General features: G+C 36.4%; 22 protein-coding genes and 3 tRNA genes. 1 reads left to right on the forward strand and 24 read right to left on the reverse strand.

Going from position 1 to position 20,925, the window contains the following annotated elements; genetic code table 11:
- Positions 1-20: 20 nt before the first annotated feature.
- The 14 genes from BGI23_RS26665 to BGI23_RS26730 all read right to left on the reverse strand — a co-directional run bounded on the left by BGI23_RS26665 (position 21) and on the right by BGI23_RS26730 (position 10,440).
- Positions 21-96: transfer RNA gene (locus BGI23_RS26665), tRNA-Asp, on the reverse strand.
- Positions 97-118: 22 nt separating this feature from the next.
- Positions 119-190: transfer RNA gene (locus BGI23_RS26670), tRNA-Glu, on the reverse strand.
- Between the two features lie 13 nt (positions 191-203).
- A tRNA-Lys gene (locus BGI23_RS26675) sits at positions 204-279 on the reverse strand.
- A gap of 140 nt (positions 280-419) precedes the next feature.
- Positions 420-1,709: an adenylosuccinate synthase gene (locus BGI23_RS26680; protein ID WP_000100221.1), complete on the reverse strand. Its 1,290-nt coding sequence runs from the start codon at positions 1,707-1,709 to the stop codon at positions 420-422.
- A 215-nt stretch (positions 1,710-1,924) separates the two neighbouring features.
- Positions 1,925-3,286, reverse strand: coding sequence for a replicative DNA helicase (dnaB, locus tag BGI23_RS26685; RefSeq protein ID WP_001286244.1), 1,362 nt, complete (start codon positions 3,284-3,286; stop codon positions 1,925-1,927).
- 27 nt (positions 3,287-3,313) lie between these two features.
- Positions 3,314-3,760 carry a 50S ribosomal protein L9 gene (gene rplI, locus BGI23_RS26690; protein WP_000864231.1) on the reverse strand — a complete coding sequence of 149 codons (447 nt, stop codon included), beginning with the start codon at positions 3,758-3,760 and terminating at the stop codon, positions 3,314-3,316.
- Positions 3,757-5,730 (reverse strand): DHH family phosphoesterase, encoded by a 1,974-nt coding sequence (locus BGI23_RS26695; RefSeq protein ID WP_001113897.1) that lies wholly within the window; start codon positions 5,728-5,730, stop codon positions 3,757-3,759. Before BGI23_RS26695 ends, rplI begins: the two co-directional genes overlap by 4 nt.
- A gap of 78 nt (positions 5,731-5,808) precedes the next feature.
- Positions 5,809-6,744, reverse strand: a complete 936-nt coding sequence (locus BGI23_RS26700; protein WP_000806428.1) for a YybS family protein — start codon at positions 6,742-6,744, stop codon at positions 5,809-5,811.
- A gap of 80 nt (positions 6,745-6,824) precedes the next feature.
- Positions 6,825-7,058 (reverse strand): 30S ribosomal protein S18, encoded by a 234-nt coding sequence (rpsR, locus tag BGI23_RS26705; RefSeq protein ID WP_000918873.1) that lies wholly within the window; start codon positions 7,056-7,058, stop codon positions 6,825-6,827.
- 45 nt (positions 7,059-7,103) lie between these two features.
- Positions 7,104-7,616 (reverse strand): single-stranded DNA-binding protein, encoded by a 513-nt coding sequence (gene ssb / locus BGI23_RS26710; RefSeq protein ID WP_000981966.1) that lies wholly within the window; start codon positions 7,614-7,616, stop codon positions 7,104-7,106.
- Positions 7,617-7,642: 26 nt separating this feature from the next.
- A complete protein-coding gene (rpsF, locus tag BGI23_RS26715; protein WP_001233778.1) occupies positions 7,643-7,933 on the reverse strand; it encodes a 30S ribosomal protein S6 in 291 nt (96 codons plus the stop codon).
- A gap of 191 nt (positions 7,934-8,124) precedes the next feature.
- The gene (ychF, locus tag BGI23_RS26720; protein WP_000524669.1) at positions 8,125-9,225 is read right to left on the reverse strand and encodes a redox-regulated ATPase YchF; all 1,101 of its coding nucleotides are present in this window, start codon (positions 9,223-9,225) and stop codon (positions 8,125-8,127) included.
- A 115-nt stretch (positions 9,226-9,340) separates the two neighbouring features.
- The gene (locus BGI23_RS26725) at positions 9,341-9,538 is read right to left on the reverse strand and encodes a DUF951 domain-containing protein (RefSeq protein ID WP_000436051.1); all 198 of its coding nucleotides are present in this window, start codon (positions 9,536-9,538) and stop codon (positions 9,341-9,343) included.
- Positions 9,539-9,558: 20 nt separating this feature from the next.
- Complete coding sequence (locus BGI23_RS26730; RefSeq protein ID WP_000365107.1) at positions 9,559-10,440, reverse strand: mechanosensitive ion channel family protein; 882 nt, start codon at positions 10,438-10,440, stop codon at positions 9,559-9,561.
- A gap of 259 nt (positions 10,441-10,699) precedes the next feature.
- Between BGI23_RS26730 and yyaC the strand changes: the two genes are divergently transcribed.
- Complete coding sequence (gene yyaC / locus BGI23_RS26735; protein WP_001020728.1) at positions 10,700-11,296, forward strand: spore protease YyaC; 597 nt, start codon at positions 10,700-10,702, stop codon at positions 11,294-11,296.
- Positions 11,297-11,316: 20 nt separating this feature from the next.
- Here the strand turns inward: yyaC and spo0J are convergent, their stop codons facing one another.
- The 10 genes from spo0J to rpmH all read right to left on the reverse strand — a co-directional run bounded on the left by spo0J (position 11,317) and on the right by rpmH (position 20,360).
- Complete coding sequence (gene spo0J / locus BGI23_RS26740) at positions 11,317-12,168, reverse strand: stage 0 sporulation protein Spo0J (RefSeq protein WP_001051838.1); 852 nt, start codon at positions 12,166-12,168, stop codon at positions 11,317-11,319.
- Positions 12,161-12,922, reverse strand: coding sequence for a sporulation initiation inhibitor protein Soj (gene soj / locus BGI23_RS26745; protein WP_000516114.1), 762 nt, complete (start codon positions 12,920-12,922; stop codon positions 12,161-12,163). The genes spo0J and soj overlap by 8 nt, the downstream gene beginning before the upstream one ends.
- 189 nt (positions 12,923-13,111) lie before the next feature.
- Positions 13,112-13,984, reverse strand: a complete 873-nt coding sequence (gene noc / locus BGI23_RS26750; protein WP_000799023.1) for a nucleoid occlusion protein — start codon at positions 13,982-13,984, stop codon at positions 13,112-13,114.
- A gap of 104 nt (positions 13,985-14,088) precedes the next feature.
- Positions 14,089-14,808, reverse strand: a complete 720-nt coding sequence (rsmG, locus tag BGI23_RS26755) for a 16S rRNA (guanine(527)-N(7))-methyltransferase RsmG (RefSeq protein WP_001019621.1) — start codon at positions 14,806-14,808, stop codon at positions 14,089-14,091.
- Positions 14,809-14,829: 21 nt separating this feature from the next.
- Complete coding sequence (mnmG, locus tag BGI23_RS26760) at positions 14,830-16,719, reverse strand: tRNA uridine-5-carboxymethylaminomethyl(34) synthesis enzyme MnmG (protein ID WP_000541033.1); 1,890 nt, start codon at positions 16,717-16,719, stop codon at positions 14,830-14,832.
- Between the two features lie 46 nt (positions 16,720-16,765).
- Positions 16,766-18,142: a tRNA uridine-5-carboxymethylaminomethyl(34) synthesis GTPase MnmE gene (gene mnmE / locus BGI23_RS26765; protein WP_000393772.1), complete on the reverse strand. Its 1,377-nt coding sequence runs from the start codon at positions 18,140-18,142 to the stop codon at positions 16,766-16,768.
- 225 nt (positions 18,143-18,367) lie between these two features.
- Positions 18,368-18,985 carry an RNA-binding cell elongation regulator Jag/EloR gene (gene jag / locus BGI23_RS26770; RefSeq protein ID WP_000022810.1) on the reverse strand — a complete coding sequence of 206 codons (618 nt, stop codon included), beginning with the start codon at positions 18,983-18,985 and terminating at the stop codon, positions 18,368-18,370.
- Positions 18,982-19,749: a YidC family membrane integrase SpoIIIJ gene (gene spoIIIJ, locus BGI23_RS26775; protein ID WP_000727745.1), complete on the reverse strand. Its 768-nt coding sequence runs from the start codon at positions 19,747-19,749 to the stop codon at positions 18,982-18,984. The genes jag and spoIIIJ overlap by 4 nt, the downstream gene beginning before the upstream one ends.
- Positions 19,750-19,801: 52 nt before the next feature.
- Positions 19,802-20,149, reverse strand: coding sequence for a ribonuclease P protein component (rnpA, locus tag BGI23_RS26780; RefSeq protein ID WP_000726629.1), 348 nt, complete (start codon positions 20,147-20,149; stop codon positions 19,802-19,804).
- A gap of 76 nt (positions 20,150-20,225) precedes the next feature.
- Positions 20,226-20,360, reverse strand: a complete 135-nt coding sequence (gene rpmH / locus BGI23_RS26785) for a 50S ribosomal protein L34 (protein WP_000831901.1) — start codon at positions 20,358-20,360, stop codon at positions 20,226-20,228.
- Positions 20,361-20,925 lie beyond the last annotated feature (565 nt).

Genomic DNA, 20,925 nt, shown 5'->3' on the forward strand with positions numbered 1-20,925 from the left:
AATGGTGGTATAAACAAAAGTGGCGGTCCCGACCGGGGTCGAACCGGCGATCTCCTGCGTGACAGGCAGGCATGTTAACCACTACACCACGGGACCAAAAATGAACATAAAAAAAACATGACCCGTACGGGATTCGAACCCGTGTTACCGCCGTGAAAGGGCGGTGTCTTAACCACTTGACCAACGGGCCACGAAAAATAAAATGGTGAGCCATGAAGGACTCGAACCTTCGACCCTCTGATTAAAAGTCAGATGCTCTACCAACTGAGCTAATGGCTCATACTCACCAACGTCATATTTTCGTGACGACAAGATGTATCATAACATGTTTTATTTATTTTTTGCAATACCTTTTTTTATTTTTTATAAAAAACAAGAAAAAACTCATGCGGACATGAGTTTTTTCTTAAAAATATCAATTAAGCTTCGTATACGTTACGAACGATATTCGTTTGATTACGATCTGGTCCAACTGAGAACATAGATAATTGAATTCCTGTTAACTCAGAAACACGTTCTACGTATTTTCTTGCATTCTCAGGAAGTTCGTCTAATGATCTTACACCAGTAATATCTTCTGTCCAACCTGGAAGCTCTTCGTATACAGGCTCACATTTCGCTAAAATGTTTAAGTTTGCTGGAACTTCATCGATAACTTCGCCATTGTATTTGTAAGCAACACAAATTTTAAGTGTTGGAATACCAGTTAGAACGTCGATAGAGTTTAATGATAAATCTGTTAAACCACTAACACGACGTGCATGTCTTACAACAACGCTATCGAACCAACCTACGCGGCGTGGACGACCAGTTGTTGTTCCATACTCACGACCAACTTCACGAATTTGATGACCAATTTCATCATGAAGCTCCGTAGGGAATGGACCATCACCTACGCGGCTTGTATATGCTTTACATACACCTACAACGCGAGTAACTTTTGCAGGGCCAACTCCCGTTCCAACTGTTACACCACCAGCAATCGGGTTAGAAGATGTAACGAATGGGTACGTACCGTGGTCGATATCAAGCATAACACCTTGTGCACCTTCAAATAATACACGGTGATTGTTATCTAATGCATCATTTAATACAACAGACGTATCACACACATATTGTGCGATTTGTTGTCCGTACTCGAAGTACTCTTCGAAAATTTCTTCTACACTGAAACCTTCTGTATCGTACATTTTTTCAAACAAACGATTTTTTTGTGCTAAATTGCGCTCAAGCTTCTCTTTAAATGCTTCACGGTCTAGAAGATCAGCCATACGGATACCGATACGAGCAGCTTTGTCCATATATGCAGGACCGATACCTTTTTTCGTTGTACCGATTTTGTCATCACCTTTACTTGCTTCTTCTAACTCATCTTGTTTTAAGTGATAAGGTAAAATAACGTGCGCACGGTTACTTACGCGTAAATTATCAGTACTTACACCACGATCGTGTAAGTATTTTAACTCTTCAAGTAACGCTTTCGGATCTACTACTAAGCCGTTTCCGATTACACAAATTTTTTCTTTATAGAAAATACCAGATGGAATTAAGTGTAATTTATATTTAACCCCGCCGAATACAATTGTATGTCCTGCGTTATTTCCACCTTGATATCTTGCAACTACTTCCGCATGCTCAGAAAGAAAATCAGTGATTTTACCTTTTCCTTCGTCGCCCCATTGTGTTCCTACAACTACTACTGAAGACATTATTAAAGCACCTCCGCAATTTTCAAACGATCTATTCAAACAATATAATTGTACCAAAACCGAAAAAGAAGTCAACCAAAAAGCGAACATTTTTTTATAAAAAAACTTTTTCGTTCGTAAGAATTATATTTTCACACTATGAAAGCCTTATCTTTTCTATAAAAAAAAAGAAACACATCTTATTATAAGAAATGCGTTTCTTTTTTATACTATCGTTATGCCGGCGGCGCATGTCCATCTTCGAAACGACGTTCTAAGTTAACGAACTTATTGAACTCTTTAACGAATGCAAGCTCTACTGAGCCTACTGGACCATTACGCTGCTTTGCAATAATAATTTCAATCGTATTTTTATTTTCCGTTTCTCGGTCATAGTAATCTTCACGATATAGGAAGGCTACGATATCGGCATCCTGCTCGATACTTCCCGATTCACGAATATCAGACATCATCGGACGTTTATCTTGACGAGATTCTACACCACGAGATAACTGTGACAAGGCAATAACAGGAACTTGTAATTCACGCGCAATCCCTTTTAGTGTACGAGAAATCTCAGATACTTCCTGCTGACGGTTCTCTCCTGATTTCCCACTTCCTTGAATAAGCTGTAAGTAGTCAATCAAGATCATACCAAGACCCTGTTCTTGTTTTAATCTACGACATTTTGCTCGAATCTCATTTACTTTAATCCCCGGCGTATCATCAATATAAATACCAGCATTAGAAAGGCTACCCATTGCCATCGTTAATTTCGCCCAATCATCAGAAGTTAACGATCCGGTACGAAGTCTTTGTGCATCAATATTCCCTTCTGCACAAAGCATACGCATAACAAGCTGATCAGCACCCATCTCTAGACTAAAAATCGCTACATTTTCATCCGTTTTCGTCGCTACGTTTTGTGCGATATTTAATGAAAATGCCGTTTTACCTACCGACGGACGTGCCGCCACGATGATTAAATCATTTCGCTGAAACCCTGCCGTCATCTTATCTAATTCAGTAAATCCAGTTGGTATCCCGGTCACTTCACCTTTTTGATTATGCAAAAGTTCGATTTTATCGTAAGCATCTACAAGAACGTCTTTAATATTTTGGAATGCTTTCGCATTCGTCTGATGAGATACTTCTAATATTTTTTTCTCAGCCTCATTTAAAAGACCATCCACATCATCTTCTCTCTCATATCCATCAGACACAATATGAGTCGCCGTTCGAATTAAACGACGTAACAGTGCTTTTTCAGCGATGATTCTTGCATAATACTCTACGTTAGCGGCAGTCGGAACAACTTCTGCTAATTCTGCTAAGTAAGAAACCCCACCAACTTCTTCTAGTAACCCTTGATCAGCCATTGCTGACGTCATCATTACTAAGTCAATTGGCTCCCCCTTATCAGATAAACCAAGCATGACTTCAAAAATCTTTTGATGTTTCGTTCGATAAAATGAGTCAGGTACTAATAGTTCCGATGCCGATGTTAACGCATCCTGATCAATCAATATAGCACCTAAGACTGCCTGCTCAGCTTCTATATTATGCGGAGGGGTACGATCAGCCATTACATCACTCATACGCAATCCTCCTTGCTTAACTTAGTTTTATTGTTCACTAACATGAACTTTTACTGTTGCTGTTACTTGCGGATGCAATTTCACAGTAACGTTTGTATAGCCTAATGCACGAATTGCATCATCCATTTCAAATTTACGCTTATCAAGTTTAATATTGTGAGATTTTTGCATTGCATCTACGATTTGTTTACTTGTGATTGAACCGAATAGACGGCCGCCTTCTCCAGATTTAGCCTTTAATTCTACAGTTAATTTCTCTAACGTTTCTTTTAATTGTTTTGCATTTTCAAGCTCTGCTGCTGCATCTTTTTCTTCTTTGCGCTTTTGAGCTTCTAAAGTTTTCATACTGCTATTCGTCGCTTCAGCAGCTAATCCTTGTTTTAGTAAGAAGTTATTTGCATAACCATCTGGTACGTTTTTTACTTCCCCTTTTTTTCCTTTACCTTTTACGTCTTTTAGAAAAATTACTTTCATGATTGTGTGCCTCCCTGTAAATAGTCATCAATAACAAATCGAAGCTTCTCCTCAGCTTCATCTACTGTAACATTTTTCATTTGTGTGGCTGCATTCGTTAAATGCCCGCCACCACCTAAGTTTTCCATAATTAGCTGCACATTCACTTCACCTAAAGACCTGCCGCTAATTCCAATGAAATTCTCGCCACGTTTTGCAATAACAAATGATGCAATAATTCCTGTCATTGTTAATAATGTGTCCGCTGATTGCGCAATAAGCACTTGATCGTAGTAATCATCGCTATCAACTTTTGCAATCGCAATTCCATTTTTATAAATGTACGCATTTTTAATAGCTTTTGCAACCCGTAAATACTGATCCATATCTTCTTTTAAAAGCTCTTGTACAAGTACAGTATCTGCACCGTGTGAGCGTAAATAAGAAGCAGCATCAAACGTACGAGCACCTGTCCGGAATGTAAAGCTTTTCGTATCAACAATAATACCTGCTAATAATGCTGTTGCTTCTAACATTGTCATTTTTAAATTTTTCGGTTGGTATTCAAGTAATTCCGTAACAAGTTCCGCCGTGGAAGAAGCGTATGGCTCCATGTAAACAAGCAATGGATCTTCAATAAAATCTTCTCCTCGGCGATGATGGTCAATAACAACTACATTTTCAATTTTGCGTAACAGCTTTTCTTCCATCACCATTGAAGGCTTATGCGTATCAACAACAACAAGTAATGAATCATCATTTGCAAATTCCATCGCTTGTTCTGGTGTAATAAAGTGAGACCATAACTCTTCATTTTGTTTCACTTTATCCATTAAACGCTTAATTCCCTTATCAGAATCATTTTCATCGAGCACAATATATCCTTTGCGCTCATTTAATTGCGCTACCTTTAAAATACCAATCGCAGCACCAATTGCATCCATATCAGGAGCCCTATGCCCCATTATAATGACATTGCTACTTTCTAATACTAAATCCTTTAATGCATGTGAAATCACTCTAGCACGTACACGAGTACGTTTTTCCACCGGATTTGTCTTACCACCATAAAACTTAACTTTACCTGTCGCTTGTTTAATAGCTACTTGATCTCCACCACGCCCAAGCGCAAGGTCTAGACCTGATTGAGCCATCGCCCCAAGCTCGGATAAAGGTAAATCACCTGATCCAACACCTACACTTAATGTAAGTGGTATATTTCTTTTGGATGTTTCTTCACGTACTTGGTCTAAAATACTAAATTTCCCTTTCTCCATCTGCGCTAAAATACTTTCATTTAGTACAACGAAGAATCTTTCCGAAGATGCACGTTTTAAATATGCCCCATACTTAACGGCCCATTCATTTAGACGGGATGTCACAAGACTTGTTATATTCGTACGTAATTGATCATCTAATCCTTGTGTAACTTCATCATAATTATCTAAATAAATGACAGCTAAAACAGTACGTTGATCCTCGTACATCTTTTCAATCTCTGTTTGTTCTGTTACATCAAAGAAATAAATTAACTTTTCTTCTTTCCTTACAAAGACACGAAACTTTCGATTATTTAAAGAGACTATATCATCGGATGTTTCTCCCTTAATAAAAAGAAGTAACGTTTCTGATACATCATAAAGGTGCCATCCAGCTAATGCATGCTGCCCCAGACATGAAGATAAATAAGGATTTGCCCAATCAATCCCATAATCCTTATTGTATAACAAAATACCAATCGGCATCTGGTTAAATGCCTCATTACTCACTTTCTTTACCCTTGTAATCATATCTGTCGTATGTTTTTCAAAATTCTTTTGGAAAGTAAGTTCAAATCGTACAACAACAAAAAGGACGATACAAAAAATAAAGAAGGAGACTATCCCCATTAGTAAATGAAAATAACAGAGGATTGAAATGAGCACAAACACAAAAAATGCCAATACGTAAACAGGATATAAAAACCACTGTTTCTTATAAAATTCAGGCATGTATACAACTCCTATAAAGTAAAACTAACTTATCTTCCAGTTAGTAATACAGATTAAAATAGTATAAGGAATATTATTTTATCCTCCTATTTTAGAACGCAATGAAATCCCTAAATCAATTATACCTAAGATTGTCACAAGAGGAAACAGCATCGGGATAAACATGCAGGCGATAAAACTAATAATAGGAACCCCTTTCGTAAAACCTTTGCTATGCGCTAAAAAAGTGATAAACGTCAGGCCTTGCAGCACTAGTAATAAAGCAAATATGACATATAGGTTAGAAAATACCATATGTAAATATGATGTCGGTTCTACTTTTATAAAAGTTGATAGCAAAATAAATATAACGTAATACCAAACAATACTCTTTGGTAATTGTATATCTTTGAACTTAGGCCAAGGTATAACATCATGCTTTAGCTTTCTTAAAGCACTACCTGATATTATTATGGTAATCCAAGAAAGACATACAGAAACCATCACAAGTATACTCGGGAATACCGCTTGTAATATATCATTCATTTGTACAAATAACTCTTTTTGCTCTTTACTAATCGGCATACCGGCAACACTTGCTATCTTTTCACTTTGCACTATGCTTTTATTAAACATATTTTGTATTTGCTTTATAAAATCTATGTTAAAAAACTTTATACTGGCAACATAAATTAGCATAATACTGATTAAGTATGCAAGTGAACCGGTTATTAAAATCTCCAATGGCTTTCTTTGTTTTTTATACATGCACCCTAAAACAATACCCATCAACCCAAATACGACCGTCTTTACTAGACCTATCGGCTGACTTACAAAAACAGCAATTAAAAATGCAGCCGTAAAAATTACAAATACATTCGATAATTTATATCTTATCGTTAACAATATAAATGGCAACGGCAACGCAAACGTTACAACTGTACCTAAAATCGGAACATACATAGATATAAACAATAACATTACATATATAGCCAACAACGCGGCTCCTTCAGTAATAAATCTCGCTTGCTTCACATTTTAACCTCTCTTTCAAAAAAGAAAAGCATAGCAAAATGCACAGTAGAGTCCGACTCTACTGTGCATTTCATACGCTATTATTCACCAACATATGGTAAAAGTGCCATTTGACGAGCACGTTTAATTGCAACTGTAAGTTTGCGTTGGTATTTTGCGCTTGTTCCTGTTACACGACGAGGTAAAATTTTACCACGCTCAGAAACGAAACGTTTTAATAAATCAACATCTTTATAATCGATGCGAGTGATGCCGTTAGCTGTGAAGAAACACACCTTACGACGTTTCGCACGTCCACCTTTGCGTCCTGCCATGTCTATTTCCCTCCATTCTTTGTTAAAACTAACAAATTTACTGTATTAGAACGGTAAATCGTCGTCGGAAATGTCGATCGGTTGACCTACATTTGAAAATGGATCGTCATTCTTCGTAAATCCAGAGTTACCTTGGTTACCTGAATTACTAGATTGACCAAATGGGTTAGAGCCTTGGTTACCGAAACCAGCTCCTGATGGTTGCTGATTAAATGAACCGCGTTGCTCCCCACCGCCATTACGCGGCTCTAAAAATTGTACGCTTTCCGCAAGAACTTCTGTTACGTATACACGTTTACCATCTTGTCCCTCGTAATTACGAGTTTGAAGACGCCCATCTACGCCTGCTAAGCTACCTTTTTTCAAATAATTTGCTACGTTTTCTGCTTGTTTACGCCATATAACACAATTAATAAAGTCAGCTTCACGCTCACCTTGTTGATTGGCAAATGCGCGATTCACAGCTAACGTAAAAGTAGCTACTGCAACACCATTGGGCGTGTAACGTAAGTCAGGGTCCTTAGTTAAACGACCAACGAGGATAACACGATTCATCAATCGAACCACTCTCCCTTATATATCAATTATTTTTCTTCTTCTTTAACAACGATATGACGAAGGATGTCTTCGTTGATCTTAGCTAAACGGTCGAATTCGTTAATCGCTTCTGCGTTAGATTTCACGTTTAAGATCATGTAGAAACCTTCACGTAAGTCGTTGATTTCGTAAGCTAAACGACGCTTACCCCACTCTTTCGTGTTAATGATTTCTGCACCATTGTTTGTTAAAACACCTGCAAAACGTTCAACTAAAGCTTTTTGAGCTTCTTCTTCAACGCCAGGACGAATGATGTACATAATTTCGTACTTTCTCATTACACTTTCACCTCCTTTTGGTCTAAACGGCCCATAATGGGCAAGGAGCAATTAATTTTTAGTAATTACTCACGAGTTTAGATTATATCATAGTAAGTTAGATGAATCAACTCACCCATACATAAAAAACTTGGCAAACATATAATATATTTGCCAAGCTCATATCTTTATTTTTCCTAGGAAATATTAAATTAAACGTTGAAACGGAAGTGCATAACATCTCCGTCTTTTACGATATACTCTTTTCCTTCTAAACGAACTTTACCAGCTTCTTTTGCAGCTGTCATAGAACCGTTTGTCATTAAGTCTTCGTAAGAAACTGTTTCTGCACGAATAAATCCACGCTCAAAGTCTGTATGAATTACACCAGCACATTGTGGTGCTTTCATACCTTGTTTGAATGTCCATGCACGTACTTCTTGTACACCAGCTGTGAAATAAGTAGCAAGTCCTAATAAATCATATGCAGCACGAATTAATTGATCTAAACCAGATTCTTCAATGCCTAGTTCTTCAAGGAATACCTTTTTCTCTTCTTCGTCTAACTCAGCGATTTCTGATTCGATTTTTGCACATACAACAATTACTTGAGAATTTTCATTTGCAGCAAATTCTTTTACCATTTGTACGTATTTGTTTTCAGAAGGATCGATTACATCGTCCTCGCTTACGTTTGCTACGTATAACATTTCTTTCGTTGTCAATAAATGAAGACCTTTCACAATCTTCATTTGCTCTTCTGTAAATTCAACGGTACGAGCTGGTTTTCCCTCTTCGAAAGCTTCTTTTAAACGTACTAAAATTTCATGTTCATATACTGCTTCTTTATCTTTTTGTCTTGCTAATTTCGCAACACGTTCGATACGTTTATCAACTGATTCTAAATCGGCTAAGATTAGTTCTAGGTTGATTGTTTCAATATCATCAATTGGATCTACTTTCCCTGAAACGTGCGTAATATTTTCGTCTTCAAAACAACGAACAACTTGGCAAATTGCATCTACTTGGCGAATGTGAGATAAGAATTTATTTCCTAAACCTTCGCCTTTACTAGCACCTTTTACGATACCTGCAATATCAGTAAACTCAAATACAGTCGGAACAGTTTTTTTCGGTTCTACTAATTCCGTTAATTTATTTAAACGCTCATCTGGTACTTCTACAATTCCTACGTTTGGATCAATTGTACAGAATGGATAGTTTGCAGATTCTGCTCCTGCTTGTGTAATTGCATTAAATAAAGTGGACTTCCCTACGTTAGGTAATCCAACAATCCCAGCCGTTAATCCCATATTTTTCACTCCTATGTCTCAATCTTTCATCATTATAGATAGTAACGAAAAAAATGACAAGTTTCCTCCAAACGAAAAAAAGTAACAGCTACCCACTGCAACTGTTACTTTCTCTCTATTCTTCGTGCTTCACAAGTATTTTTTTTACCTTACGATCGAACTCTCTTCGAGGAATCATTACTGAATGGTCACATCCCTCGCACTTAATGCGGATATCCATTCCCATACGAATAATCTTCCAACGATTCTCCCCACATGGGTGGGCTTTCTTCATTTCCACAACATCATACAAGTTATACTGCTTTTGCTCCATTCTCCAAACCCCTCTCCATACTAAATTGCTTTTTCACTCACTAATTCTTCACGATTATATAAAACCATACGTGGATATGGAATTTCAATACCATGTAAATCTAGACGATTTTTAATTTCTTTACGAAGTGCCCTTGCAATAACTGCATGTTGCATTGGCTCTACTTCAGCAATAACACGTAGTATAACTTCTGAAGCAGCTAATGTTTGTACACCTAACAACTGAGGTGTTGTTACCATTTGTTCATACTTTGCAGGTAATTCCTCTAATAACTCTTCAATGACTTGCTCTGCTTTTGCAATATCCGCCTCATATGAAATAGATACATCCACAAATGCTACACTATTACTTACCGAGAAGTTCGTAACTTGAACAATACTTCCATTTGGTAAAGTATGAATTTCACCTGTCCAACTTTTTACTTTTGTTGTACGAAGTCCAATTTCTAAAACGACACCTTCAAACTGCCCAATTCTTACATAGTCACCTACTGAAAATTGATCTTCTAGCAAGATAAATAATCCTGTAATAACATCTTTCACTAAACTTTGAGCACCAAATCCGACTGCTAAACCAATTACCCCAGCACCGGCTAATAAACCTGATGCATTAATATCGAACACACCTAAAATCGCAATTAACATAATAAACATAACAACGTATGCCACAATATTCTCAAGTAATTTTGCTACTGTAACTGTACGACGTTCTGAAATTTGAATTGGAGAACGACTTCCCATGCGAAACGCATTTCGTACAACCGCTCTTGCAATTCGTACTACAATTGCACCAATTGTTAAAATGATACATATTTTTAATGTCGCAATTCCAATATGAGCCCAACGATCAGCATCTAATAAATACTGTCTCGTAGCATTAAACCACTTCGTTAATAAATCCATGTACCTCTACCTCTCCAGCCAAAATTTCTTTTTAGTTATCCTTCTTATTGTATCAGAAGTCTCCTAATTGCTGAAAAAATTTTATGTCTTTAATTACATTTATTAACTTCCGTGCAGGTATAAAATGGAACGAATATATATATACTAGTACTATTATTTCCGTTCTCACTTAAGTTTTACAGCAAGTACGCACTTATAGTTTTCCATTTTACTCACCATATAACATATTTTGAAAATTTATTAAAAGGATGGGTGCTTCATGAATATTGGAAGTTTTCGCTTACCTTTTTTCGAAAAAGAAACTCAAAACGTTATGCACCAAGATTTAGAAGCCTCTGAGACAATTAGTAACTTCTTACTTTCCCACATCCCTATTAAGACTCATATACCAATTATTCTCGTTTGTATCGGAACAGATCGTTCTACAGGCGATGCACTCGGGCCATTAGTCGGTACGAAACTAGAACAAGTAGGAATTACAAACTTCCAAGTGTTCGGCACACTAGATGAACCAGTACATGCGCTAAATTTAGAAGAAAAAATTCAGAATATACAGAAAGATAATCCTACTTCATTTATAATTGCGGTTGATGCTTGTTTAGGAAAATCTCAAAATATCGGTTCCATCACTACCGGAATGGGACCTAGTAAACCTGGAGCTGCGATGAATAAGAAATTACCAGCAGTTGGTGATTTACATATTCATGGCATCGTAAATCTAAATGGTTTTATGGAGTTTTTCGTCCTGCAAAATACAAGATTAAGTTTAGTTATGAAAATGGCTGACGTAATTGCACAAAGCATAATAGAAACAGACCAAAAATTATCTGTATTAAAAAAAGCAAACCATCTATAAATAATAAGATGGTTTGCTTTTTAGTTTTGCTGCGCTAATAATTCTAAAATACGATTTAAATCTTCTTTATTGAAAAATTCAATTTCGATTTTACCTTTTTCCTTTTTTGTTTCTTTAATTTTTACCTCTGTGCCAAACTTTTCTCTTAAGAACGTTTCGCGTTCTACGAAAAATATGTTTCTCTCTTTTTTTACTTGTTTTGTTTCACGTGAAACGCGTTGATTAATCTCCTGAACAATTTTCTCTAATTGACGAACATTTAATCCTTCTTTTTCAATTCGTTTCAGTAAAGATTTCAACTGCTCTTCATCTTTTATCGTAAGTAAAGTTCTCCCATGAGCCATTGAAAGTTGACCGTTTGCAATCATATCTTGCACAAAAGAAGGGAGGCTTAATAATCGCGTATAGTTTGCAATGTAAGGTCTACTCTTACCAAGACGTTTTGCTAATTGTTCTTGCGTCACATTTAGCTCATTCATTAACATTTGATATGCCATTGCTTCTTCCATTGGATTTAAATCTTCTCGTTGTAAGTTTTCAAGCAATGCAAACTCCATCATTTGCTGTTCATTTAATTGTCTTACAACGGCAGGTACTTTTTCGAGTCCCGCCTCTTTAGCAGCACGATATCTTCTTTCACCTGCAACAATTTCATATCCTTTAATACTCTTTCTAGCAATCAATGGTTGTAATATGCCGTGCTCTTTAATAGAGGCCGATAATTCCTGAATCGCCTCTTTATTAAAGTGTTTACGTGGTTGATATGGATTCGGTCTTAATTCAGTTATCGTAATCTCCTGAATTGTCTCTTCTTCTTTCACATCTAAATCAGGAAAAAACACATTGATTCCTCTTCCTAATCCTTTAGCCACCTGCAATCACTTCCTCTGCTAAATCTATATATACTTCTGCCCCTCTTGATTTAGCGTCATACTGCATAATTGGTTTCCCATGACTTGGTGCTTCACTCAAGCGAACATTACGAGGGATAATCGAACGGTATACTTTATCTCTAAAGTATTTTTTCACTTCATCTATAACCTGAATCCCTAAATTTGTACGGGCATCTAACATTGTTAGCAATACGCCTTGAATTGCTAGATTTTTATTTAAGTGCTTTTGCACAAGTCGAACTGTATTTAATAGCTGACTTAACCCTTCTAGTGCGTAATATTCGCATTGAACAGGAATAATAACAGAATCTGCTGCAGTTAATGCATTAATCGTTAATAACCCTAAGGACGGGGGACAGTCGATAATAATATAATCATATTCATCACGAACTGGCTGTAATGCCCTTTGCAAACGTACTTCCCGGGAAATAGTCGGTACCAATTCAATTTCAGCACCTGCTAATTGAATTGTAGCGGGTAGAACATCTAAGTTTTCAGTTGCGGTTTTCTGTATAACCCCTTGAACATCTGCATCTTCCACAAGAACATTGTAAATACATTGATCTAATTCGGATTTTTCAATTCCCACACCCGTCGTTGCATTTCCTTGAGCATCAATATCTACAAGAAGGACCTTTTTACCTACTTGTGCCAATCCAGCCCCTAAATTAACAGATGTTGTTGTTTTTCCAACGCCACCCTTTTGATTGGCTATAGCAATGATTTTTCCCATGATGTCACCTACTTTCAACCTTTCTATCTTATTCTAGTAACAATTACGTTTATTGTAACATGAAATAAAAGTTTTTCTTTTACGTCCTTATTAAACTTCAAAATTTATTTGTAAACTCCTTCTTCATCTAACAAGAAAATATAGTAAAAGAGACCTATCCAATAGGATCAGGTCTCTAACACGCCATTATTATTTTTTCTTCGGAATTTGAATTGTAATTTGATAGTACTCGTCAAACTCTTCTTCCTCAGAATTAACATTTAAACCACTGTCAGCAACCATTTGTAATGACTGCCTAATTGTATTCATGGCAATTCTCGTATCTCGACTTACTGCTTTTTGCTTTGCCTTACGCTTCGGTTTTGCTTCCTCTAGTAATTTCGCAATTCGTTCCTCTGTTTGCTTTACATTCAATTGTTTCTCCACAATTTCCTGTAAAACCTTCAGTTGTAATTCCTCATTCTTTAAAGGGATGAGCGCACGGGCATGGCGTTCTGTAATACTTTTTTCTAATAACGCATTTTTTATTTCTTCAGGCAACTTTAACAATCGCAACTTATTTGCGATTGTGGATTGTCCTTTTCCGAGTCTTTGTGCCAATGCTTCTTGCGTTAAATTATGTAACTCAATTAGCTTTTGATATGCCACAGCTTCCTCGATTGCTGTTAGTTCCTCACGTTGCAAGTTTTCAATTAAAGCCACAGAAGCTGTTTCTGTATCATTTAAGTTTTTTATAATTGCAGGAACCTTTTCCCACCCTAACTTTGTTGCTGCACGGAAACGCCTTTCTCCAGCAATAATCTCGTACTTATCATCCTCATATTGCCTCACAACAATTGGCTGAATAAGTCCATGTGTACGAATCGTTAATGCTAGTTCCTCAATACGCGCGTCATCAAAAACTGTTCGTGGTTGATAACGGTTAGGGGTAATATTTACTATCGGAATTTCTTGTATTTCTTCATATACCTTTTTATCTATTTCTTCATGGCTTTCGTCTTGTAATTCGAATTCGCTCTCTTTATCTCCAAAGCCAAATAAACGAGAAAACGTATTTTTCATACATATTCCACCACCTTTAGGCCTATTGACTATTCTCCATAAAATGTTTCCTATGAAACATTTACGTTTTCATTTATATAATTTAATCTTACGTCTAATAAGATTTATTTTTCAATAGGTAATTTATTGGGTGTTCCCGGTTTGCGTGGATATTTCTTTGGTGTCTTGCGCTTTTTCTCGATTAATAAAATATTACGTTCACTTTCTTCAAACGGTAATTGGAACGTAGACATTTCTTTTAAATCTCCGCCTAGCACCTCTAAAGCATACTTGCCATTTTCAATTTCTTCGTTTGCTGCAGCACCTTTCATTGCAATGAATGTTCCCCCAACTTTTACAAGTGGTAAACACAGCTCACTTAATACTGAAAGACGTGCGACTGCACGTGCCATTACAATGTCGTACGCTTCACGTACACCTTCTTTTTTTCCAAATGTTTCAGCACGATCATGACAAAACGCGACGTCACTCAATTCCAACTTTTGTGCTAAATGATTTAAGAAATTAATACGTTTTTGCAATGAGTCTACAATCGTCACTTTTAAATGCGGGAAACAGATTTTTAAAGGAATACTTGGGAATCCAGCTCCTGCGCCAACATCACAAATTGAGAATGGTTTTGAAAAATCGTAATAAAAAGCAGCTGTAATGGAATCAAAAAAGTGTTTTAAATATACTTCCTCTTTTTCCGTAATAGCCGTTAAATTCATTTTTTCATTCCATTCTACTAATGTTTCGAAGTAGATTTCGAACTGCTCTAACTGTCTAGAAGAGAGGGTGATACCCTTCTCTTCTAGCATAGATTGAAATTGTTCTATGTTCATCTAACAATATCTCCTTACTATTTATTGGTTCGATACTCGCGCAATTTTTCCTTGTTCAATATACACAAGTAAAATGGAAATGTCCGCTGGATTTACGCCCGATATACGTGAAGCCTGCCCCACTGAAAGTGGACGAACATCTTTCAATTTCTGTCTAGCTTCTGATGCAAGGCTAGAAATCGCATCATAATCAATATCGACAGGAATTTTTTTACTTTCCATCTTTTTCATACGCTCTACTTGCTGTAAAGATTTTTCGATATATCCTTCGTACTTAATCTGAATTTCAACTTGTTCTGTAACTTCATCACTTAATTCTACTTCACTTGGTACTAAAAGATGAATATGCTCATATGTCATCTCTGGACGACGTAATAAGTCACTTGCACGTATTCCATCTTTCAATTCACTTCCACCAATATTGCGAATTAATTCTTGAACTTCAGGACGTGGTTTAATAATAATGCTACTTAAACGTTCCTTTTCCTGTTCAATTTGTAATTTTTTATTTGTAAATCGCTCATAGCGTTCTTCTTTAATTAATCCAATTTCATGACCAATTTCAGTTAAACGAAGATCCGCATTATCATGGCGTAATAATAGACGATACTCTGCACGAGACGTTAATAAACGATATGGTTCATTCGTACCTTTCGTTACAAGATCATCAATTAAGACACCAATATAAGCATCCTCACGACCTAAAATCACTTCTTTTTTACCTAAAGAACGACATGCTGCATTAATTCCGGCCATAAGCCCTTGTCCTGCCGCCTCTTCGTAACCAGAAGTTCCGTTAATTTGTCCTGCTGTATATAAATTTTTAATTTTTTTCGTTTCAAGTGTTGGCCATAGTTGCGTTGGCACAATTGCATCATATTCAATTGCATAACCTGTACGCATCATTTCAACATTTTCTAGACCAGGGATTGTTCTAAGCATATCACGCTGTACGTCTTCTGGTAAGCTTGTGGATAAACCTTGTACGTACACTTCTTGTGTGTTACGTCCTTCTGGCTCTAAGAAAATTTGATGACGTGGTTTATCATTAAACCTTACTACCTTGTCTTCAATTGAAGGACAATATCTAGGACCTGTTCCCTTAATCATACCAGAATACATAGCTGAGCGATGTAGGTTTTCATCTATTAAACGATGTGTTTCCGTACTCGTATACGTTAACCAACATGGAATTTGATCCATAATAAACTTTGTCGTTTCAAAAGAGAAAGCTCGTGGCTTATCATCACCTGGCTGAATTTCTGTTTTACTGTAATCAATCGTATTACTATTTACGCGCGGAGGTGTACCTGTTTTAAATCTAACAAGATCAAATCCAAGCTCCTCTAAATGTTCCGATAAAGTAATAGATGGTTGTTGATTATTTGGACCACTCGAATATTTTAAATCTCCCATAATAATCTCACCACGTAAAAACGTTCCAGTCGTAATTACGACTGTCTTTGCTGTATATTCAGCACCAGCTTGCGTAATTACCCCTTTACATTCGCCGTCTTCAACGATTAAACGCTCTACCATTCCTTGGAACAACGTTAAGTTTGGTGTTTCTTCAATTGTTTTCTTTAATTCATGCTGGTAAGAGAACTTATCTGCTTGTGCTCGAAGTGCACGTACAGCTGGCCCTTTACCTGTATTTAACATACGCATTTGAATATGCGTTTTATCAATGTTGCGTCCCATTTCTCCGCCTAATGCATCAATTTCACGAACAACAATCCCTTTTGCTGGTCCACCAACAGAAGGGTTACATGGCATAAACGCTACCATATCTAAGTTAATTGTTAACATTAATGTTTTGGAGCCCATTCGTGCTGCCGCAAGACCAGCTTCACATCCTGCATGACCTGCACCGATTACTATGACATCGTATGAACCGGCATTGTATCCCATTGTTTATTCCTCCTAATAATCTCTATCTTTCTGAAACATCACTATATTATTTTCCTAAACAAAATTGAGAGAACAACTGGTCAATTAAGCTTTCATGAACGGTGTCACCAGTAATTTCACCAAGTATTTCCCACGTTCTTGTTAAATCAATCTGCACCATATCAATTGGAACACCATTTTCTATCGCCTCAATTGCATCTCCAATTGTTTTTCCTGCTTGTGTTAATAATCCAATATGTCTCGCGTTAGAAACATATGTTACATCTGCAGAATCAATTGTTCCTTCAAAGAATAAATCAGCGATTGCCGTTTCAAGCTCATCTATCCCCTGTTCCTCAATTAACGACGTTGTAATAATACGATTACCCGCTGCCAATTCTATAACACGTTCCATATCAATTGCTTGCGGTAAATCTGTCTTATTTACAATAACAATGAAATCTTTTCCTTGTACGGCACGGAATAGATCTTCATCCTCATTCGTTAAAGCTTCGCTATAATTAACGACAACTAACACTAAATCAGCTTGACTCATCATTTCTTTTGAACGCTCTACACCAATTCGTTCAACAACATCTTCTGTTTCACGAATTCCGGCCGTATCTATAAGTTTAAGTGGTACACCACGCACATTAACGTACTCTTCAATAACATCACGAGTTGTTCCTGCAATATCAGTTACAATTGCCTTTTTCTCCTGAACGAGACTATTTAATAGCGATGATTTCCCAACATTAGGTCTACCGATGATTGCAGTAGCAATACCTTCACGTAAAATCTTTCCTTGCTTTGATGTTTCTAATATTTTTGCAATTTCAGCACGAACATGTGTAGCTTTCTCAATTAAAATATTATGTGTCATTTCTTCCACATCATCATATTCCGGGTAATCTATGTTTACCTCAACATGAGCTAACGTTTCTAATATGTCCTGACGCAGACGGCCGATTAATTTAGATAATCGTCCCTCCATTTGATTAATCGCTACGTTCATTGCACGATCTGTTTTTGCACGGATTAAGTCCATAACAGCTTCTGCTTGTGATAAATCAATACGGCCATTTAAAAAAGCACGTTTTGTAAATTCACCAGGTTCCGCTAATCTTACCCCTTGCGCTAAAATAAGCTGCAATACTTTATTTACCGAAACAAGTCCACCATGACAGTTAATTTCTACTATATTTTCACGTGTAAAAGTCCTTGGTGCACGCATAATGGACACCATTACTTCTTCAATAACCTGATTTGTATCTAAATCAACAATATGACCATAATGAATTGTATGAGAAGGAACCTCTGTTAAATCCTTCCCTTTAAAAATACGATTAACTTTTTCAACCGCATCATCCCCACTTACTCGAACAATGGCAATTGCACCCTCTCCAAGCGCTGTGGAAATCGCGGCAATTGTATCAAATTCCATGTCCTTTCACCTCACTTGCTTATTTATCTCTATTTCAACATGATTATTTTCTTCACTAAATTATTAGAATACCATAACGAACCTATCTACAAAAGAATAATAACTCATTTTATTATGTCCTCATGTAAAAAACACTAAACTTATTCACAGTGGATAAGTTTAGTGTTTTTAGTTATCCACACCTATTTTCCCCTCAAAAAAACCGGCACTCAATTGAGTAACCGGTCACTTGGAAGATATTACAACATGTCGATGTGGTTCTTTTCCTTCAGAAGTTGTAATGATATTTTGATGATTAGATAATGCTTGGTGGATAATCTTTCGTTCAAAAGATGGCATAGGCTCCAATACAACTCTTTTTTTCGTACTTACCACTTGTTTTGCTAATCGATAAGAAAGTGCTTCTAACGTAGCTTTTCTTTTACTACGATAATTTTCAGCATCTAATGTGATACCAATGTACTGCTTCGTATTACGATTCGCCACAAGTTTTGTTAAATACTGTAAAGAATTCAAGGTGTTTCCTCTTTTCCCAATTAAAACACCTACATTTTCGCCGTAAATTGTAAATTCAACTTCTCGTCCTTTTACAATTTTACTAATCTCAGCTTCCACACCCATATCGTGAATAACATTTTTTAAATATTCTTCACATTCTTGAATTGGATCTTTCTTCAATACAACTTCTACTACTGCAGGTCGGTTCCCAAATAAGCCTAAGAACCCTCTCTTACCCTCATCGATAATATTTATATATACTCGGTCTTTTGAAACATTTAATTGCCTTAAAGCATCCTGTACTGCCAGCTCGACTGTTTGTCCTTTAGCAGTAATTATACTCACTTGCTTGATCCTCCTGCCTTACTAGCCTTAATTTCCGGCCCTTTGATCAAGTACATTTGAGCGATACCAAAGATATTACCAACAACCCAGTAAAGTGATAATGCAGCTGGGAAGTTAATTGCAAAGATTAAAATCATGATTGGCATTAACCAAATCATCATTGCCATTTGCGGATTTTGACCAGCAGTTCCTGCCATAGCAAGTTTTTGCTGAATAAATGTCGTAATTGCTGCAACAACCGGTAAAATATATAACGGATCTGCTTGTCCTAAGTCGAACCATAAGAATGTATGCTTACTAATTTCTGATGTTCTCATAATCGCATGGTAAAACGCGAATAAAATAGGCATCTGAACAAAGATTGGTAAACATCCTGCTAATGGATTTACACCATTTTTTTGATACAACTGCATCATTTCTTGTTGTAGTTTTTGCTGCGTTGCTTGATCTTTAGAACTATATTTCTCTTTTAACTTCACCATTTCTGGTTGTAACGCTTGCATTGCTTTCGTACTCTTCGTTTGTTTAATCATTAATGGTAATAATGCAAAACGAATAATAAGAGTTGTAACAACAATCGCTAAACCGTAATTACTACCAAATAAGTTGGCAAAATACGTAATTAACTGAGAAAGCGGGTATACGAAGTATTCATTCCAAATTCCAGTGCTTTTTGGTGTAATTGGCTGATTTACTTCACTACAGCCAGCAGTAATCGCCATTAATGCAACAACCATGGCTAGTAAACCTAATTTCTTTTTCAAAGCCTACTCCTCCTTGTATCGGTATGTATATAGTGTAATTCATTTCCTTACGCTACTTTTTTATTCTTTTCATACCAGAGCGTTTAAAGACATGAATTAAGCTTTTCTTCAATTCTTCATATGTCATCTCTGCACAAGGCTTCCTTGCTATTATAACAAAATCTTTTCCAGAATCTATCTCATCTTTTAATTCTGTGATCGACTGGCGAATCATACGTTTAATTCGGTTACGCACTACTGCATTTCCTATTTTCTTGCTGACAGAAAGGCCAATACGAAAGTTTGGCTGCTCTTCTTTATCTAGTTGATACACAACAAATTGACGATTCGCAGTCGATTTTCCTTTTTGAAAAACCGTCTGGAATTCATCATTCTTTTTTATACGATGTTTTTTCTTCATATCAATTGACACTCCTGTAGTTCATCAGCGGAAATTCACTATTATTAGAAAAAAAGACCACTGAACGATCAGTGGTCTACGCAGATAATACTTTTCTTCCTTTACGACGACGAGCTGCTAGCACTTTACGTCCGTTCGCTGTGCTCATACGGCTGCGGAAACCATGTACTTTGCTGCGCTTACGTTTATTTGGTTGGTAAGTTCTTTTCATTATATGACACCTCCCTGAGGAATATCTGTTAAAGACAGTCTTATAAATTATAGTTAATCAACTAGGAAAATGTCAATGGTTCTAGAAATTTTCATCAAATATTCATTTTGAACCTATTCACATACTTTTTCACAGACGCTATATTTCCTTGTGGATAAATATTTTTTCTTGTTTTTTATATCCACAAACTCTTTTCGTACTTTTACACAGTATATCGTGTTGTGGACAAGTTTATTCCACAAGGTATTGATTTTGTGGATAACTTTCTTAATTTCATTGCTATAGCTACTTTTTTTTGATATTATAGTTGTGTTTTCACTTTGAATAAGTTTTCCACATCTTTATCTTATCCACAATTTGTGTATAACATGTGGACAGTTTTAATCACATGTGGGTAAATGATTATCCACATTTGCTTTTTTTGTCGAAAACCCTATCTCATATACAAACGACGTTTTTAGGTTTTAAAATACGTTTCGTATAAATATACATTTTATATTTATTTAGGTTGTACATTTGTTGCGCAACCTTATTCTTTTACCATCTTAGTAAAGGAGGGACACCT

Source organism: Bacillus sp. ABP14, assembly GCF_001831375.1.
Lineage (GTDB): Bacteria > Bacillota > Bacilli > Bacillales > Bacillaceae_G > Bacillus_A > Bacillus_A paranthracis.

Excerpts from the sequence above, each read along its gene's own strand:
- BGI23_RS26695 (WP_001113897.1), bottom strand. The coding sequence starts at position 5,730 with ATGCCTGAATTTTATAAGAAACAGTGGTTTTTATATCCTGTTTACGTA.
- BGI23_RS26730 (WP_000365107.1), bottom strand. The coding sequence starts at position 10,440 with ATGGATTTATTAACGAAGTGGTTTAATGCTACGAGACAGTATTTATTA.
- rpsF (WP_001233778.1), bottom strand. The coding sequence starts at position 7,933 with ATGAGAAAGTACGAAATTATGTACATCATTCGTCCTGGCGTTGAAGAA.
- soj (WP_000516114.1), bottom strand. The coding sequence starts at position 12,922 with ATGGGAAAAATCATTGCTATAGCCAATCAAAAGGGTGGCGTTGGAAAA.
- ychF (WP_000524669.1), bottom strand. The coding sequence starts at position 9,225 with ATGGGATTAACGGCTGGGATTGTTGGATTACCTAACGTAGGGAAGTCC.
- rnpA (WP_000726629.1), bottom strand. The coding sequence starts at position 20,149 with ATGAAGAAAAAACATCGTATAAAAAAGAATGATGAATTCCAGACGGTT.
- BGI23_RS26680 (WP_000100221.1), bottom strand. The coding sequence starts at position 1,709 with ATGTCTTCAGTAGTAGTTGTAGGAACACAATGGGGCGACGAAGGAAAA.
- noc (WP_000799023.1), bottom strand. The coding sequence starts at position 13,984 with ATGAAAAATACGTTTTCTCGTTTATTTGGCTTTGGAGATAAAGAGAGC.
- rplI (WP_000864231.1), bottom strand. The coding sequence starts at position 3,760 with ATGAAAGTAATTTTTCTAAAAGACGTAAAAGGTAAAGGAAAAAAAGGG.
- rsmG (WP_001019621.1), bottom strand. The coding sequence starts at position 14,808 with ATGAACATAGAACAATTTCAATCTATGCTAGAAGAGAAGGGTATCACC.
- dnaB (WP_001286244.1), bottom strand. The coding sequence starts at position 3,286 with ATGAGTGATGTAATGGCTGATCGTACCCCTCCGCATAATATAGAAGCT.
- BGI23_RS26725 (WP_000436051.1), bottom strand. The coding sequence starts at position 9,538 with ATGGAGCAAAAGCAGTATAACTTGTATGATGTTGTGGAAATGAAGAAA.
- mnmG (WP_000541033.1), bottom strand. The coding sequence starts at position 16,719 with ATGGGATACAATGCCGGTTCATACGATGTCATAGTAATCGGTGCAGGT.
- rpsR (WP_000918873.1), bottom strand. The coding sequence starts at position 7,058 with ATGGCAGGACGCAAAGGTGGACGTGCGAAACGTCGTAAGGTGTGTTTC.
- yyaC (WP_001020728.1), top strand. The coding sequence starts at position 10,700 with ATGAATATTGGAAGTTTTCGCTTACCTTTTTTCGAAAAAGAAACTCAA.
- mnmE (WP_000393772.1), bottom strand. The coding sequence starts at position 18,142 with ATGGAATTTGATACAATTGCCGCGATTTCCACAGCGCTTGGAGAGGGT.
- rpmH (WP_000831901.1), bottom strand. The coding sequence starts at position 20,360 with ATGAAAAGAACTTACCAACCAAATAAACGTAAGCGCAGCAAAGTACAT.